At 64.3% G+C, this 16,325-nt stretch carries 15 protein-coding genes; 5 read left to right on the forward strand and 10 right to left on the reverse strand.

Annotated features, from left to right (window positions below):
• Positions 1-321: 321 nt before the first annotated feature.
• Complete coding sequence (locus tag CAL18_RS10085; protein ID WP_231494518.1) at positions 322-1,245, forward strand: LysR family transcriptional regulator; 924 nt, start codon at positions 322-324, stop codon at positions 1,243-1,245.
• A 69-nt stretch (positions 1,246-1,314) separates the two neighbouring features.
• On the opposite strand, the gene CAL18_RS10090 is transcribed toward CAL18_RS10085, so the two are convergent.
• Positions 1,315-1,716 carry a putative quinol monooxygenase gene (locus tag CAL18_RS10090; RefSeq protein WP_026638243.1) on the reverse strand — a complete coding sequence of 134 codons (402 nt, stop codon included), beginning with the start codon at positions 1,714-1,716 and terminating at the stop codon, positions 1,315-1,317.
• A gap of 16 nt (positions 1,717-1,732) precedes the next feature.
• Positions 1,733-2,743 (reverse strand): zinc-binding alcohol dehydrogenase family protein, encoded by a 1,011-nt coding sequence (locus tag CAL18_RS10095; protein ID WP_026638244.1) that lies wholly within the window; start codon positions 2,741-2,743, stop codon positions 1,733-1,735.
• Between the two features lie 109 nt (positions 2,744-2,852).
• On the opposite strand from CAL18_RS10095, the gene CAL18_RS10100 reads away from it, so the two are divergent.
• A complete protein-coding gene (locus CAL18_RS10100) occupies positions 2,853-3,776 on the forward strand; it encodes a LysR family transcriptional regulator (protein WP_094817784.1) in 924 nt (307 codons plus the stop codon).
• A 194-nt stretch (positions 3,777-3,970) separates the two neighbouring features.
• Here the strand turns inward: CAL18_RS10100 and CAL18_RS10105 are convergent, their stop codons facing one another.
• Both CAL18_RS10105 and CAL18_RS10110 read right to left on the reverse strand, forming a co-directional pair.
• On the reverse strand, positions 3,971-4,936 hold the full coding sequence (locus CAL18_RS10105; RefSeq protein WP_026638246.1) for a tripartite tricarboxylate transporter substrate binding protein: 966 nt from the start codon (positions 4,934-4,936) through the stop codon (positions 3,971-3,973).
• Positions 4,933-5,763 (reverse strand): amidohydrolase family protein, encoded by an 831-nt coding sequence (locus CAL18_RS10110; RefSeq protein WP_094817785.1) that lies wholly within the window; start codon positions 5,761-5,763, stop codon positions 4,933-4,935. Before CAL18_RS10110 ends, CAL18_RS10105 begins: the two co-directional genes overlap by 4 nt.
• A gap of 117 nt (positions 5,764-5,880) precedes the next feature.
• On the opposite strand from CAL18_RS10110, the gene CAL18_RS10115 reads away from it, so the two are divergent.
• Positions 5,881-6,765, forward strand: a complete 885-nt coding sequence (locus tag CAL18_RS10115; RefSeq protein WP_094817786.1) for a LysR family transcriptional regulator — start codon at positions 5,881-5,883, stop codon at positions 6,763-6,765.
• A gap of 305 nt (positions 6,766-7,070) precedes the next feature.
• Here the strand turns inward: CAL18_RS10115 and CAL18_RS10120 are convergent, their stop codons facing one another.
• From CAL18_RS10120 to guaB, 4 genes are all read right to left on the reverse strand, one after another.
• Entirely contained in the window at positions 7,071-7,970 is a 900-nt protein-coding gene (locus tag CAL18_RS10120; RefSeq protein ID WP_094817787.1) for a hydrolase or metal-binding protein, read from the reverse strand.
• Between the two features lie 29 nt (positions 7,971-7,999).
• Positions 8,000-9,019 (reverse strand): YqaJ viral recombinase family protein, encoded by a 1,020-nt coding sequence (locus tag CAL18_RS10125; RefSeq protein ID WP_094817788.1) that lies wholly within the window; start codon positions 9,017-9,019, stop codon positions 8,000-8,002.
• 374 nt (positions 9,020-9,393) lie between these two features.
• A complete protein-coding gene (guaA, locus tag CAL18_RS10135; RefSeq protein ID WP_094817789.1) occupies positions 9,394-10,989 on the reverse strand; it encodes a glutamine-hydrolyzing GMP synthase in 1,596 nt (531 codons plus the stop codon).
• A gap of 97 nt (positions 10,990-11,086) precedes the next feature.
• Positions 11,087-12,547: an IMP dehydrogenase gene (guaB, locus tag CAL18_RS10140; RefSeq protein ID WP_094796315.1), complete on the reverse strand. Its 1,461-nt coding sequence runs from the start codon at positions 12,545-12,547 to the stop codon at positions 11,087-11,089.
• A gap of 166 nt (positions 12,548-12,713) precedes the next feature.
• Here guaB and CAL18_RS10145 point away from each other — a divergent pair, with 166 nt between their 5' ends.
• Positions 12,714-13,322 carry a DUF2239 family protein gene (locus tag CAL18_RS10145; protein WP_094817790.1) on the forward strand — a complete coding sequence of 203 codons (609 nt, stop codon included), beginning with the start codon at positions 12,714-12,716 and terminating at the stop codon, positions 13,320-13,322.
• A 63-nt stretch (positions 13,323-13,385) separates the two neighbouring features.
• On the opposite strand, the gene CAL18_RS10150 is transcribed toward CAL18_RS10145, so the two are convergent.
• Together CAL18_RS10150 and CAL18_RS10155 are read right to left on the reverse strand one after the other, a co-directional pair.
• On the reverse strand, positions 13,386-14,375 hold the full coding sequence (locus CAL18_RS10150; protein WP_094817791.1) for a tripartite tricarboxylate transporter substrate binding protein: 990 nt from the start codon (positions 14,373-14,375) through the stop codon (positions 13,386-13,388).
• An 87-nt stretch (positions 14,376-14,462) separates the two neighbouring features.
• Positions 14,463-15,269: a class II aldolase/adducin family protein gene (locus CAL18_RS10155; RefSeq protein ID WP_094817792.1), complete on the reverse strand. Its 807-nt coding sequence runs from the start codon at positions 15,267-15,269 to the stop codon at positions 14,463-14,465.
• Between the two features lie 144 nt (positions 15,270-15,413).
• Here CAL18_RS10155 and CAL18_RS10160 point away from each other — a divergent pair, with 144 nt between their 5' ends.
• Positions 15,414-16,289 (forward strand): LysR family transcriptional regulator, encoded by an 876-nt coding sequence (locus CAL18_RS10160; protein WP_051423618.1) that lies wholly within the window; start codon positions 15,414-15,416, stop codon positions 16,287-16,289.
• The last annotated feature ends 36 nt before the right edge of the window (positions 16,290-16,325 follow it).

A 16,325-nucleotide genomic window follows, 5' to 3' on the forward strand; every position in this document is an offset into this window, starting at 1 on the left:
CCGTGCAAGTCTGCGCAAATGCCTCCCATCCATATAGGGCCGTTTCCGGTTTTCAAAATTCGCGAAACTGCAATAATGGCCGTTCCGACCGCACCCACACGAGGAAAACCAGCGGTTCACCCTCGGACTTGGAAGACGTAATTCGTCATTCCGGAAGAATCCGCGAACCGTCACGTGTCACGTCGTGCGCCGTCGTGGCCACGGCGCATTGGCCGCTTTCCGGTGGCGTGCAAGCATGCCCCGCCTGACGACCGGGGCACTCCGCCACCGCCGGCTTGCGCACTGCATCGGCCCAGCCCGCAAGACGGCCCGGACAAAGGGATGATCGAGATGGATCGACTTCAGGCCATGCAGGTTTTCGCGCGCGTCGTCGAGGCGAACAGCTTTGCCAAGGCAGCAGACAGCCTGGGCATGCCCGCCTCGTCGGTGACGCGTGCAGTCAAGGAACTGGAAACCTACCTGGGCGTGCGGCTGCTGCAGCGCACGACCCGGCATATCAGCCTGACGCCGGACGGCAGCATGTATTACGACCATTGCCGCCGCCTGCTGGACGAGATCGCAACGGTCGAGTCCTCGTTTCCTGGCAGCGGCGGCCGTCCGCGCGGCCCGTTGCGCGTGGACATGACCCCGTCCTTTGCCCGGTTGTTCGTCCTGCCGGCGATCAAGGGGTTCCAGCAGGACTATCCCGACATCGCGCTGACGCTGACCTTGGGCGACAGAACCATCGACCTCGTCCAGGAAGGGGTGGATTGCGTCATCCGTGCCGGCGTGCCGCAGGATTCCGCCACGCTTGTTGCGCGGCGGCTGGCGGGGTTTGAATGGGTGACCTGCGCGTCACCCAGTTATTTGGCCGAGCACGGCGAACCCAGGACCCTCGATGACTTGAAGCATCACCATGCAGTCGGCTTCCTGTCCAGCCGCAACAGCCGCAGCGCGCACTGGACTTTCGTGGTCGACGGGGAGGAGCGCGCCATTCGCGTGCCGGAACGCATCGCCGTCAACGACACCGATGCCTATGTGTGCAGCGGCGTGCAGGGACTGGGCTTGATACGCGCGGCCAGCTACATGGTGATCCCCCACCTTCGCACCGGCGAATTGCGTCGGGTCCTGCCGGACATCAAGGCGCCAACCGTTCCGCTGTCGCTCATGTATCCGAAGAACCGCCATCTTTCGCCCGCCGTCCGCGCCTTCTCGGATTGGATCTCCCAAATCATCCGGCAGGCCGAGCCCCAGTGGCGGCTGTAGCAGCCCGCCGACGCGGCGCGCTGCGCCCCAAGCCCGGGCAATGCCGGGCTTGGGGCCGTCCGGCCAACCTCAGGGCAGGCGGCTAAGCAGAGTGACCTCGACGTTGCCGACGAGGATGGGCTTCATGGCAGCCATGAACTCGGCCGACGCCGGCGTTGCGGCGAACTCGTCGAACGCCGCGCGGTCGGCGAAGCTTTCATAGCCCATGAAGACCTGGGGATCGGGCGTTGCCAGGATGCGGAAATCCACCACCCCAGGATGGGTGCGCGCCTGCTCGACGCGCGCCTTCATGATGTCGAGGAAGCGCTCACGCTGGCCGGGCTGGACGGTCAGCTTGACGATGATGGCGAAGCCGCCCGAATCCAGCCTGGCGTAGGTCTCCGGGCTGGTCTGGGCAGCGGCGGGGACTGCCGCGAGTCCCGCCGTGAGGCCGGCGGCGGCCAGGGCAAGCGATGTGCGATGCATGGTCATGATTACTCCCGGATGGTCAGAATCCTTCCAGCACCACCTTGCCCCGGGCCTTGCCGCTTTCGATGAGCGCATGCGCCTGGCGCAGGTTTTCGGCGGTGATTCTGCCGAGATGGTGGTTGACCGTGCTGCGGATACGTCCGGCATCGACGAGCTCGGCCACTTCGGCCAGCAGCCTGCCCTGCTCGGCCATGTCAGGGGTCTCGTAAAGCGGCCGCGTGAACATCAGTTCCCAGTGCAGCGAGATCGACTTGCTCTTGAGCTTCATGGCGTTGAGCACATCCATGTCGTCGATCACCGCGAGCGCGCCCTGCGGCTTGAGGCTTTCGATGATCTGGTCGTAGTGCTGCTCGGTCTGGGTCAGCGCCGCGACGAAGTCGACATGGCCGATGCCGGCAGCATTCAGGCCGGCCGACAGCGGTTGCCGATGGTCGATGACCGCATGCGCGCCCAGGTCCAGGCACCACTGCCGCGTCTCGGGCCGCGAAGCGGTGGCGATGATGCGCAGCTGCGTCAGTTGGCGGGCCAGCTGGATCAGGATGGAGCCCACGCCGCCCGCGCCCCCCACGACCAACAGGGCCTGGCCGGCGCCGCCGCCCTTGGCGATGCGCAGGCGGTCGAACAATAGCTCGTAGGCGGTGATCGCGGTCAACGGCAGCGCGGCGGCTGCGGCGTCATCGAGCGATTGCGGCGCGCGCGCAACGATGCGCTCGTCCACCAGGTGCAGCTCGCTGTTGGTGCCCGGTCGATTGATGGCGCCGGCGTAGTACACCCGGTCGCCCGGCTGGAACAGCGAAACGTCGTTGCCGACCGCTTCGACCACGCCCACGGCGTCCCATCCCAGCACCTCGACCTGCCCGTCGGCCGGCTTACGGTTGCGGCGCACCTTGGTGTCCACTGGATTGACGGACACGGCGCTGACGCGCACCAGCAGGTCTCGGGGTTGGGGAACGGGAGTGGGCAGCTCGATGTCCTCCAGCGCGGCGGGGTCCGTGATGGGCAGGCTGCGACGGTATCCGATGGCTTTCATGGCGGGTCCTTTGTGAAGAGGGGGACAAAAAGAAACAACGAGAACAACGCGCCCACTCTACAAATTCAATTTAGAATTGATAAGCCCATTGAAGTAAATTCATTTTCAAATGACTATTGAAAATATCGGCGACCTGCGCGTGCTGGTCCAAACGGCCCGTGCCGGCAGCCTCACGGGTGCAGCCAAGGCCCTGGGCATTACGCCGGCCGCCGCCAGCGCCACGCTCAAGCGGCTGGAAAGCCAGCTCGGCGTGCGGCTGTTCGAACGCTCCACGCGGGCCATGCGCCTGACGCCGCCCGGGCAGGCGCTGCTGGACTACGCCAGCCGGGCATTCGACCTGATCAGGGAAGGTGAAGCCCAGGCCACCAGCGACCGCGCTGGCCTGGTGGGCCTGATCCGCCTAGCCGCACCATCGGACTTGGCCCGCGCAACCCTGCTGCCTTGGCTAGACGAGTTCATGGAGGCGCACCCCGGCATCGAGCTGGCCTTGTCGGTCGGCGACCGGCTGCTGGATGTCGTACGCGATGAGGTCGACCTGGCGATCCGGTATGGGAACTTGAGCGATTCCCGGCTGGTCGCCCGTACGCTGATACGCACATCACCCATCGTCGTGGCTGCGCCCAGCTACCTGGCACGGCACCCTGTCCCGCAGTCGCCGATGGACCTCACCCAGCACAACTGCCTGGCCTATGACCGCGGCGGCAAGCCGCACCGCACCTGGCGCTTTACGCGGGATGGCCAATCAGTCGAAGTGCACGTCACCGGCAATCGCACCGTGGACGATGCCTCGCTGGCGCGGCAATGGGCAGTCGCCGGCGCTGGCATCCTGCTGAAGTCGCCGATCGAATCGCGGCAGGAACTGGTCGATGGACGATTGGTTCGCCTGCTGTCGGACTGGCAGCTCGACGGCTATCCGGTGCACGCCATCCTGCCCAGCGGCCGGTTCGTACCGATGCGCGTGCGCGCGCTGGTCGATTTTCTGGCGGAGAAGTTCGCAGGCGTCGCCGACGAGCTTTCCGGCTTGTTGGGATGAGACGAGGACGCGTAGTGCTGGCGACCCGTCGCCCTGGACGCCGCCGGCCGCCCTGCCGCCCCGCGTCGATGCCTGGTTCGCTTTCGCGCGTCGGCGGCACGCGCAAAATGCAGCCGCGATGGCCAAGCAACCTGCCACCGCGGCACCCTGCGTAGGGTGGGCTCGAGACAGCGCGGCAAACTGCCGCGCACGGCTCAGTTCACCGCAATTCCGCTTTGCTTGACCACGTTCTTCCACTTCTCGATTTCGGCGCGGCGGAAGGCTTCAAGTTCTTCTGGCGTGGAACCGACGATTTCCGCGCCCATGCCTTCGAGCTTGGCCTTGACTTCGGGATCCTTGAGCACATCGGCCAGCGCCGCCGACATCTTGTCCACGATGTCCCGGGGCGTGCCGGCCGGCGCAAACACGGCATTCCACTCGTACGACGCGAACCCAGGCACGCCCGATTCGGCAATCGTGGGCAATTCCGGCAAGACCGGCGAGCGTTTTTCGCCGCCCACCGCGATGGGGCGCAGCTTGCCACTTTGGATGTGCGTCCAAGCCGAACCGAGGCTCGCGAACATGATGGGCACCTGGCCCGACATCACGTCCACCATGGCCGGACCGCCGCCTTTATAGGCGATGTGCACGAGCGAAGTGCCCGCCATGACATTGAACAGCTCGCCGGCCAGGTGCTGCGCCGAACCGGGGCCCGCCGAGGCAAAATAGACGGCATTCGGCGACTTGCCGCTGGTAATCACGTCCTGGACCGATTTGAAGGTCGTATTGCTTGGGGTGGTCACCAACACGTTGGGCACGCGTAGCAGCAGCGACACCGACTGGAAATCCTTCAGCGTGTCGAAGGTCATCCGCGACTGCAACGCCGGATTCTGGGCATGGCTCGACGCGTCGAACATGAACGTATAGCCGTCCGGAGCAGAACGCGCCACTGCCGCACCGCCTATCATGCCGCCCGCTCCCCCCTTGTTGTCGATGATGACAGACTGGCCCAATTTATTCGACAACTTGGGGCCGATGATGCGGGCAACTGTGTCCACGGTGCCGCCAGGCGGATAGGTGACGACCATGGTAATGGGCTTTTCCGGCCACGCGGCGTGCGCCGCGGCCAGCGGCAGGACCGCGGCCAGCAGGCTCGCGGCAAGGGTACGGTAACAGGTCATGGCGTCTCGCCTCCTTGGAATCCAAAGCAGTTTCTGGGGTTGATCGCGAGTATGCGATGGCGCAGGGCTGGATCGACGATCCAGTCGTCCAATGCACGGCGGCTTTGCGCGTACGTCTGGTCCGGATGCTGCGTGTGGGGCCAATCACTGCCCCACAGCAACCGGTCTGGGCCAACGTGCTCGAGCAGGAGCTCGGCCGCCCAGCGCGCCTGTGCGCCGGAAGGCTCGCTCCAATTTCGGTATGCGCCGGATAGCTTGACCCAAAGGTCAACGTCCGCGGCTGCATCCAGCAGCCAACGGAACCCGGGATCGGCCGCGCCCAGCACTGGGTCGGGCCGGCCGAAGTGATCGACGACGAGGCGGCATTGCGCCGGGCGCAGGGCAGACACGATGTCGGGCAGCCGCCTGGCTTCGGCATGGATTTCGACATGCCAGCCCAGTTCGCGCACGCGGCCCAGCAAACCCGGCCACGCACCCGACTGCAGGTCCGGCTGCGGCCGGCCGACCAGGTTCATGCGGATGCCGACGATGCCTGCCCGCGCCAGCCCGTCCAGCTCGGCGACGTCCGTGCACTCGTCGATGACGGCCACGCCCTTGAGCTGCCCTCGTGCCCGGCGCATGGCCTCGAGCATGTACTGGTTATCCGTGCCAAGGAAGCTGGGCTGGATCAGCACGCCCGCGCCCAGGCCATGGGCATCGAGGTGCGCCAAATAGGATTCCAGCGGCGCGTCGTGGTCGGGCGTATATCGGCGACCGGGCGCCAGCGCGAGCTGGCGGACGAACACATGCGCATGCGTATCAACGGCAAAAGGCACAACGCTGGCCAAGACAGGCTCCCACGGAACACGATCCGGCCGTTCAGCGCCGGCAATTCCCGGCGGATTCTAGGAAGGCTTGATATACTTATCTATCCATGTTTGGATGTTTTTATATAAGATTTTGTGATGGATATCCGGCGGTTTGAGGAATTCCTTGCCGTTCTGGATGCCGGCAGCCTGAGCAAGGCAGCCGAGATCCTGGGTGTGGCCCAGCCTGCGCTAAGCCAGTCGCTGGCCCGGCTGGAACGCGAGCTCGGCGTGCGGCTGTTCCATCGCTCGCGGCGGGGCGCGGAGCCTACGGCGGCCGCGCGCCAGATCGCCGAAGACGTCCGCAGTGGCGTCTTTCGCATCACCAATGCCAAAGACGCGGCGCAGGCCATTGCACAGGGGCGCGCCGGCGTGCTGCGCGTGGGCCTGGTCTCCAGCGCCCTGATCGACATCCTTCCGCGCGGCTTGCGCGCGCTGCGAAAGCATGCGCCAGGCGTGCGCATCGTCTTGCGTGAAATGAGTAATGCGGAACAGGCACAAGCCCTGTCCCGCGGAGAGATCGACGTGGCGCTGGTCCACACGCCCGTTTCGCTCACCGGCGTCATGCACGAGAAGGTGCTCATGCGCGAGCGCCTGGTGGCCGCCGTACCGGCCGACCTTCCCGTGGAGCGGGAAGCACAGGTGCGCATGGCGGAAATCGCCCGCGTAGGCCTGGTCATGTACCCCCATGCGCAATTGCCGACGTTTTACGAGTCCGTGATCGACGCCTTTCGCAAGGAAGGGCTGGACGCCGAAGTCGTACAGGAGGCCAACCGGACCCTGACGGTGTTAGCCTGCGTCGCGGGCGGATGCGGCATCGCGTTGTTGCCCAGCTGGATACGCTCGCTCGATTTCCGTGGCGTGCGCTATTGCGAAGTGGCCGATGGGGCCCGCCTGCCCAGCTTCGATGTCAGTGCGATCTGGCCCAAGCGCGCCGTGCCCGGGCTGGCGGACGCTTTCGTGCAGGCTTGCGAGGCGCCCTGAGCGAAAGGGCAAACAAATGCCCTTGATCGCCAAGGGCTTTTCTGAACTCTGGCGGCAGAGGGTCATTCCTATTGTTGCAGGAAAGCCGCATAAATCCTAGCTTTCTGCCCAACCGAGAGTTCCAGATACCCCCAGAAATACCCCTTCAAGCATTGGCTTCAGTTGGACACCTCTGGATGATCCCTGGATCATGGGAAGTTTACCTGCCGGTGATGACCTTCAGCAGGAGAGTCCCAGCCGCAACCAGAGTGCCCCAACAACGATTACGACAAGCGGCACGACGACCAGTACCAGCAAGACAAGAATCATCGTGGCATATCTCCAGCTTGGGACTTGACCTTCTGCGTGAGCTTGTCGCGCAGGGTGACACTGCCAGACACATCGCCCCCCTGCCCTCCCTCCTGCCCTTCGGCGTCTGGGTAGAACTCCTCCACCACCGCCTGGCCATCCTCCGTGGACTCCTCGAAGGCCCCACAGGCAAAGCTCTCTCGGGCAGCCTGGTCAAGGGCGGCTTGATCGAACCGATCCCGCCTGCGCTGCTCGGCGGCTTCCCGAGCCTGAGCAATGGCCTCCCCCAGCTGCATGCCGATGGGCAACGTCAGGTCCACGTAATAGATTGGTGTCCGGTGGCTTTGCGTGGTCGATTTCCCCCGTAGCCTCAACTCCAGCGGCAGTGTGGCCAGATGCCCGCCCGAGACGGCATGGAAGTACCTCATGCGAGCCGCCAGGGTACGAATCGAGTTGATCGAGGTGGTGCGAAACACGAAGGTCCCCAGCTCGTCCTCTCCGATCACGACGTTGAGCCTGGCGTAAGGCTTACACAGCTTCCATCCGAACTCACAACCCGCGGGTGATGGGCACGGTAGGGTTTCGACCCGGTTGTCCACAACGCGGCGGCAGGTCTCGCCGTTGCCGACGCAGATCGGACGACCCTGCTCTCTGTCGAAGGCCGAATAATCGGTCCGCAGATTGAGGTCGGGATCGTTGAACAGCATCCGTACGGGAAGCGAGCGTAGCTTGCCATTGCTGGCCTTACGCAAGGCTTCGTCGTAGGGATGCAGCACCCAGCCATCCCGGCTCTGGACTTGGGTGGTCAGTGTGAATTGATCGTCTTTCTCCGGGAGCCGTTTGCCATTCTTTTCGACAACGCGACCGATAGAGATCCGCCCGATCACTGGCGGGGTAATGACCAGGCCTTTCTGCATGGTGGACTCCTTGTGTGTTGAATGATGGCCTAGGACTGGATCAGCCGAAAGCGCCGGGTTCCGGGCTTGGTGATGGCGTATTCCAGGGCAAGTTCGGGGTGGTTCAGAAGCAGCCGGCCCACGTCCAGACGGGTACCGTCCTTGCTGCGCTTGAAGCTGACGCAGCCAGTCTCGAACTGGGCGGTAGAGGCATCGCCCATGGCCTGGATCAGGGTTTGCTTCATTTGCTCGGCCTGCTCTTCGCGGGCCTGGATGTCGGCCCGCAGGGCTACCAGATCAGCGAAGGTGGAGGACAAGCGCCGGTCGTCGCTGAAGTCCACGGTGGTGGAATTGCCGGGATAGAGCGTGCGCAAGGCTCGGTCTGCCGACTCCGACCCATCTGCAGGCGGTGGGGTGTCGCTCGTGACGTACTCCCAGAACTTGGCTTCCAGGTGGATGAGCCGGGCAATGAGCTCGTCGTCGCGCAGGATGCGGTGAACCTCTAGGCGCTGGCCGCAGATCAGTACGGCCACGTCAGCCGCCTGCTTGTTCGCCACGGCCAGTTGGTGCTGCACCTGGAGCTGAACGTACTCGGGAACGCCGTCTTTCCAGAGCCTTGCCCCGAACTCCCCGGCCGTCTTGCACTCCAGGATCTGCACCAGAGGCGATCCGACGACCTCCCGGTCCAGGTTTGCCAGCATGAAAGGGAATTGCGGGTGCTGTAGCACCGCGTTGACCTTGCGCACTTTGCGGCCGGTTTTCTGGGTGTAGCTCGCAGCCACGATGGGCTCCAGCAGCGTGCCCCAGTAGACGGGTTCCGTCGTGTCCTTGGGGTCCGGCTTGGGCAGATCGGCGTCCCGGCCGGTCTTTTCCATCCAGAGTTCGAGCTGCGACTTGTAGGGGTTCAGGCCCACGGCGGCGGCGGCGTCCGAGCTGCCAATGCCGGTCTTACGTACTTCTAGCCAATCGGCGCGTTCGAGCTTGCGGGTATCAATCAGGCGTAGCGCTGGGCGGGTGTCTGGCTGTCGCTTTTGCGGGGGGATTACCCAATGACGCTGGGCTGCGCACATGCGATTGCCCGAGATATTGAAGTGGTCAGATGGCATAAGAACAAGACTTACGCATGGGTCTGACCTTGGTGTAGCAGCGGTGGTAGCCGCTGCGCAGCGCCAGCGGGCACAACTCAAGAACCCGCCTATTGACGTCGACCGCTATCTGGAAATTCTATTTCAGCAAGGATTAGTTCAGACAACCAAAGCCTTAGCGACTTATTGTTTCATTCTCTAATCCCGATACCATGTTGGGATTACATACCCCAACATGGTATCGGCGTTTTTCCCATAGCACGCTCTTGGCACACCATGAAAAATGCCATTGATGATGTGGAATATCCAGTTATTGAAATGAAATTTTCACAATAAAATCAATAACTTATAAAACGACCTCACTCCCACTCAATCGTCGCAGGCGGCTTGCTCGACACGTCGTACACCACGCGGTTGATGCCGCGCACTTCATTGATGATGCGCGACGATACCCTGGCGAGCAGCGCGTGGGGCAGCGGCGCCCAGTCGGCCGTCATGAAATCGAAGGTCTGCACCGCCCGCAAGGCCACGACATACTCATAGGTGCGGCCATCGCCCATCACGCCCACGGACTTCACGGGCAGGAAGACGGCAAAAGCCTGAGATGTCATGTCGTACCAGCTCTTGCCGCTGGTGTCGTCGATGGTGCTGCGCAGTTCGTCGATAAAGATGGCATCGGCGCGACGCAGCAGGTCGGCGTATTCCTGCTTGACCTCGCCCAGGATGCGCACGCCCAGGCCGGGGCCCGGGAACGGGTGGCGGTACACCATCTGCGGGGGCAGGCCCAGGGCCACGCCCAGTTCGCGCACTTCGTCCTTGAAGAGCTCGCGCAGGGGTTCCAGCAACTGCAGGTTCAGCGTGTCGGGCAGGCCGCCCACGTTGTGGTGCGACTTGATGGACGTGGCCTTGCCCGTCTTGGCGCCGGCCGACTCGATGACGTCGGGGTAGATGGTGCCCTGCGCCAGCCATTTGGCGCTCTTGAGCTTGGCGGCCTCGGCCTGGAAGACTTCGACGAATTCCCGGCCGATGATCTTGCGCTTGGCTTCGGGGTCGGCCTGGCCGGCCAGCTTGCCCATGAACTGCTCGGTGGCGTCGACATGGATGATCTTTACGCCCATGTTCTCGGCGAAGGTCTGCATGACCTGCTTGCCTTCGTCCAGGCGCAGCAGGCCGTGGTCGACGAACACGCAGGTCAGCTGGTCGCCGATGGCCTTGTGGATCAGTGCCGCAGCCACGGACGAATCCACGCCGCCCGACAGGCCCAGGATGACTTCGTCGTCGCCGACCTGTTCGCGAATGCGCGCGACGGCTTCGGTGACGTAGTCGGGCATGTTCCAGTCGCCCTTGCAGCCGCAGATTTCGTGCACGAAGCGGGCCAGCATGGCCTTGCCCTGCACGGTGTGCGTGACTTCGGGGTGGAACTGCACGGCATAGAAGCCGCGGGTTTCGTCGGCCATGCCGGCAATGGGGCACGACGGCGTCGAGGCCATCAGCTTGAAGCCGGGCGGCAGTTCGGTGACCTTGTCGCCATGGCTCATCCACACCTTGAGCATGCCGTGCCCTTCGGGGGTGGTGAAGTCGGCCAGGCCATCCAGCAGGCGCGTATGGCCGTGTGCGCGGACTTCGGCGTAGCCAAATTCGCGGTGGTCGGAATAGCTGACCTTGCCGCCCAGCTGCTGCGCCATGGACTGCATGCCGTAGCAGATGCCCAGCACCGGCACGCCCAGCTGGAACACCGCGGACGGCACGGGCAGCGAGCCTTCGGCGTACGCGGATGCGTGGCTGCCGGACAGGATGACGCCCTTCAAGCCCTGCGCCGCCTGTGCCCGCACGAACGCATCGTCTACGTCACCGGGGTGGATTTCGGAATAGACGCCGGCCTCGCGCACGCGGCGGGCGATCAGCTGGGTGACTTGCGAACCGTAGTCAAGAATGAGAATGCGCTGGTGGTGCATGAAGACTCTGCCGGTTTGGAAATAAAAGCGCACCGGCCAGAACCGCTGGGTTCTGCCGGTGCGCGATGGATTGCATTGTACCTAGTGGCCGTGCGGATCAGTCGGCGCGGTAGTTGGGCGCTTCCTTGGTGATCTGCACATCGTGCACGTGCGATTCGCGAACGCCCGCGGACGTGATCTCGACGAACTGGGTTTTGGTGCGCATGTCGTCGATGGTGGCGCAGCCGCAATAGCCCATGGAAGCCCGGATGCCGCCCACCAGCTGGTAGATGATGGCCAGCACGCTGCCCTTGTAGGGCACGCGGCCTTCGATGCCTTCGGGCACCAGCTTGTCGGCGTTGTTGGCGGGGTCCTGGAAGTAGCGGTCGGCCGAGCCGTCGGACATGGCGCCCAGGCTGCCCATGCCGCGGTACGCCTTGTACGAACGGCCCTGGAACAGCACGACTTCGCCCGGGGATTCTTCGGTGCCCGCGAACATGCCGCCCATCATGCAGGCAAACGCGCCGGCCGCCAGGGCCTTGGCGATGTCGCCCGAGTAGCGGATGCCGCCGTCGGCAATAAGGGGAACGCCGGTGCCTTCGAGCGCCTTGGCCACATCGGCGATGGCGGTGATCTGCGGCACACCCACGCCGGCCACGATACGCGTGGTGCAAATGGAACCGGGCCCGATGCCTACCTTGACGCCGTCGGCGCCATGCTCGACCAGGGCGCGCGCGGCCTCGGCCGTGGCGATGTTGCCGCCGATGACTTCGACCTTGGGAAAGTTCTGCTTCACCCAGCGCACGCGTTCGAGCACGCCGGCGGAATGGCCATGCGCCGTGTCGACGATGATGACGTCAACGCCCGCGGCCACCAGTTTTTCGACGCGCTCTTCGGTGCCGGCGCCGACGCCGACAGCCGCGCCCACGCGCAGCTGGCCTTGGGCGTCTTTGTTGGCAACGGGGTGTTCGGTGTTCTTGACGATGTCTTTGACGGTGGCCAGGCCGCGCAGCTCGAATGCATCATTGACGATGAGCACGCGCTCGAGGCGATGCTTGTGCATCAGCGCCTGGGCCTGGTCCAGCGTGGCGCCTTCCGGCATGGTGACCAGCCGCTCCTGCGGCGTCATGATGTTGCGCAGGGGCTGGTCGAGACGGTCTTCGAAGCGCAGGTCGCGGTTGGTGACGATGCCCACGAGCTTCTTGCCTTCCACGACGGGCAGGCCGGAAATTCCGTGCTGCCGCTGCAAGGCGATGGCGTCGCGCACCTTCATGTCGGCCGTGACGGTCACCGGGTCGATGACGATGCCGAACTCGTGGCGCTTGACGCGAGCGACTTCCTTGGCCTGCTCGTCAGCCGATAGATTCTTGTGGATGATGCCGATACCGCCCTCTTGCGCCATGGCGATGGCCAGGCGTGACTCGGTCACGGTGTCCATGGCGGCGGACACCAGGGGGATATTCAGGGTGATGTTGCGAGTAAGACGGGTAACCAGGGAGGTGTCGCGCGGCAACACCTCGGAGTAGGCGGGCACCAGCAACACATCGTCGAAGGTGAGCGCTTTTTGGACGAGACGCATGGGGAACTCCGGGCGCAAAGCGAGATTATACGCGCTTGGCGCATGTTTACTAGGTGTTTCTACCTAGTCGGGAAGCGTCAATCACCGTTGCACATTATTACCCGGGTGATATTGACGTGCTTTTTTACCCGGAAAATAATAACGTGTCACGCTGGAAGGAGACGCTATGGATCTACCCCACCCCACGCCATCGAACTGCACCGCCTTTGCGGGGCGCCGCCTTATCGCGTCCGGTCCCTTGCCCGCCGTAGCGGTGGCCGTCAAGCGCGCCCTGCAAGCAGACGAATCGGAGCCGGTGTTCATCTACGACGACGACACAGGCCGGCTGGTGGACGTGGATCTGCGCGGCAGCGACGACGAGATCACCGCGCGCACACATCCCGCCACCCATGCGGCGCCGCACGCCCCTGCCCCGGCGCGCGGTCGTGGCCGACCCAAATTAGGCGTGGTGTCGCGCGAGGTTACGTTGCTGCCGCGCCATTGGGAATGGCTGGGCGCCCAACCCGGTGGTGCATCGGTGGCGCTGCGCAAACTGGTCGAAGAAGCGCGGCGCGCCAACGCCGACACAGACCGGCAGCGGCAACGCACTGAAGCGGCCTATCGCTTCATGCTTTCCATCGCGGGCGAGCTGCCCGGATACGAAGAGGCGACACGCGCGCTGTTTGCAGGGGATGCGCAGCGTTTCGCCGTACACGTGCAAGGCTGGCCCGAAGATATACGGGCTCACGCCACCTGGCTGGCATTTGGCGAACGCAACGGCGCGGGGCCGGCGTGATGTGGAACAAATGCATGAACCTGCGCCACGGCCTCGCGGCGCAGGCTTGCGCATCCGGGGCGTTTACTTGCCCGCCAGCGCGCCTTTTTGCTTGAGTTCGTTGGCCAGGCGGGTCAAGGGCTCTTTGGCGGCGGTGATGTCTGCCTGCCACTCGGCGCCCGGCTTATAGGCGAGGATGGCAGAGAACGACCTGGCCGCCTCAAGAAAGCCCGGGTCTTGCAGCGCCGCTTCCAGCGCCTGCTGCAGGCGGTCGCGTACAGCCGGCGGCACGTCCTTGTCCACCGCCAGACCACGGTCGGAAGGCACGACCACGTCGAACCCTTCTTCCCTGGCCGTCGGCACATTGGGCAGCATGGGCGCGCGCTCTTGCACGAACTGGGCCAGGATGCGCAGCCTGGTTTTCTCGGCAGCGGGATCGGGCACGGCGGTATGGCTGGTGAAGATCATGTCCACATGCCCGCCCATCAGCGCGATCTTGGATTGGCCGGTGCCGCCAAAGGGTATGTCGGTAAATGTGGCGCCGCTTTCGAGCATCAGCACATTGAGCGCTACGCCGCCGTTGCTGCCCAGCCCGTTCTGGCCGATGGAGACGGCGCCCGGCTTGGCCTTGGCGGCTTCGACCAGTTCTTTCAAAGACTTATACGGGCTGTCATCGCGCGCTACCAGCAGCGTCGGGTCGCTGACGACCCGGCCGATCAGGGCAAACTGATCCGGGTCGTATGGTGTCGATTGCACCAGCGGCAAGAAATTCATCGGCGGCGTGTTGACCATGGCCACCGTATACCCGTCCTTCGCGGCGCGTTGCACATGCGAATTGGCGATGGCGCCGGACGCCCCCGGCTTGTTGACCACCACGATGCTGGCGTTGGGCGACAGGTGCTTTTGAATGTAGGGCGCCAGCGTACGCGCCAGCACGTCGGTCTCGCCGCCGGCGGCAAAGCCCACGACCAACTCGATCGGCCTGTCGTCGGGCCATGCGGCCAAGGCGGGTGCACATGCGCCCGCTCCGATCACAGCCGCCACGGCGCAAAGCATGCGAAGTCTGGTTTTCATGAGGATTCTCTCCTGGTGTAGTTCTATTTGTGAATGCCGCGCCCCGGCAATGCGAGGACGCGGCGGATCGATGAAGGCCGGTTGCCGCTACAGCAGGCAGTCCGGCTGCTCGCGCACGATGGCGTCGTAGATGGGTTGGAAATGCAGCCAGGCCATGAATGGCGTGGCCAGGTGCTTCTTGGAATGCAGCGCGGCCTCGCGGCCGATCAGCTTCAAAGGCTTGCCGGTGGCCTCGGCCTTGAGCTGGATCTCGCACGCACGCTCGGCAGCAATGAACCACCACGCGGCTTCTTCTACGGTTTCGCGCCCTGCCGAGAACAGGCCATGGTTCTGGTGGATGGCGATCTTGGCGTTGCCGAAGGCGCGCGCCACGGCGTGGCCCTTATCGTTCTCTACGACCACCGCGCCGGCTTCTTCGGTGATCAGCGCCTGGTCTTCATAGAACCCGCAAGCGGTCTGGGTAATCGGATCCAGCGGACGCCCCAGCGCGGCCCACGCCATGCCGTGCGTGGTGTGCGCGTGGCACGAAGCGATGATGTCGGGGTTGGCTTCATGAATGGCCGAATGCAGCACAAAGCCGGCGCGGTTGACCGCCCAACGCCCTTCCAGCACGGTGCCGGCGCGATCCACCAGCTGGATATCGCTGGCGCGCACGCGGCCGAAGTCCATGGCAAACGGGTTGGTCCAGAACAAGTCGGGATGTTCCGGGTCGCGTACGGTTACGTGACCCGCGAAGCCATACTCGTAGCCGAACTTGGCGAACACGCGGCAAACGGCAGCCAACCGTTGGCGCCGGTGCCAGCGTTCGGCCTGCACCGAATCAAACTTGGGGTACTGGGGGAAGTACAGGTTCTGCTGGTTGGGGCGGTAAACAGTGTCCTGCGTCTGGGCCATGCCTGCTCCTGGATAAAGTTCGGAATGCGCTGCGCCCGGCCGCGGGGCGCAATGAGCAGGCATTCTAGGTAGTGGACTAACATTGGCGCCAATCAGATAAATGACGCCGGCCATAAGACCGGTTTATGGAGAGAGCCCCTTCGTATGCTTGCCCGCATCCAGTTGCGCCACCTGGAGGCGTTTCACGCCGTGATGGTGTCCGGCTCGATCACCGGAGCCGCCCACCTGCTGCATGTGACCCAGCCGGCCATCAGCGCCACGATCAAGCACTTTGAACAGCGCCTGGGTTTTACGCTGTTCAGGCGCGAAGGGGGCCGCCTTACGCCTACCCCCGAGGCCCGGGCGCTGTTGCCCGAAGTGCAGGAAATCTTCGGCCGCGTGGCGGGCCTGGAGCGTTTCAGCCAGGATCTGGCCGAAGGCCTGCAGGGCACCCTGGCCATCGCCGCCAGTTCGCCCATTGCGAACGCATGGCTGGCGCAGGCCGTGGCCGAGTTCGTCAGGACGCGGCCACAGGCAAGGATTTCCTTGCAGTCGATGGATTCGAATCTGATTGCGGAACGCCTGGTCAACGAGCAGATCGACCTGGGGGTGTCTTTTTCACCCGGCGGGCACGCGGCGATCCAGTCTCTGCCGCTGCGCCATGCGGCGCTGAGCTGCATCTTCCCGCAAGACCATCCCTTGGCTGCGCTGCAGGCCATAGGCATTGACGACCTGGTACCCTACCCCGTTATCACCTACCTGCCGCAGGCGCTGCTGCGCCAGCATCTGAACGCCTTCTTGAAGCGGCCGCTCAATATCCAGATCGAAGTGGCGACTTCGATGACGGGCATTGTGCTGGCATTCCACGGCGCGGGCGTCGCCCTGGTGGAGTCTGGCCTGCTGGCCGCGCTGCCCGTCCCCAGCCTGACGCACCGCCCGCTGGTTCCGGAAGTGCAAGTGCGCAGCCACGTGCTCTGGAGCTCCCTGAGGCCGCAAACCGCCCTGTCGCGCGCCTTTGTGCAGCACCTGACCGCCCGCTGAAGCCGGTCTGGCGCGGGCCGCCGGGCCGGGCGGCGT

The sequence above is a fragment of the Bordetella genomosp. 7 genome (genome assembly GCF_002261415.1).
In the GTDB taxonomy this organism is placed as follows: Bacteria; Pseudomonadota; Gammaproteobacteria; order Burkholderiales; family Burkholderiaceae_B; genus Bordetella_A.